Origin of the sequence: Pseudoalteromonas sp. GW168-MNA-CIBAN-0100 (assembly GCF_040309225.1) — a bacterium.
GTDB lineage: Bacteria > Pseudomonadota > Gammaproteobacteria > Enterobacterales > Alteromonadaceae > Pseudoalteromonas > Pseudoalteromonas arctica.
Map to the genome: position 1 here is coordinate 1 of NZ_JBEOOL010000907.1, position 248 is coordinate 248.

A 248-nucleotide genomic window follows, 5' to 3' on the forward strand; every position below is an offset into this window, starting at 1 on the left:
ACTTTCAGCCAAGCGAGTGCTCAACCTAGTAATAATGGTCAGGTGGTTTTTTATAAGCCCACTAAAAATGCAGATGTATTTGCTAGCAATAACAGCAACGAACTTGACACCATAGAGCTGAGAAATGCGCCAACAAGTAACGACAATAAGCTACCTATGCTCAACCCTAAGGTTGCGCCGCTTACAGTCCCGTTTCATATTATAGAGTTTGGTGAAAACCTATTTAGCATTTCGGTACGATACAATGT

The 248-nt window shown here is 41.1% G+C and carries 1 pseudogene; it reads left to right on the top strand.

What is annotated here, in order from left to right:
- Nucleotides 1–248, top strand: a pseudogene (locus AAEY62_RS23955) (type IV pilus biogenesis/stability protein PilW); the annotation flags it as partial.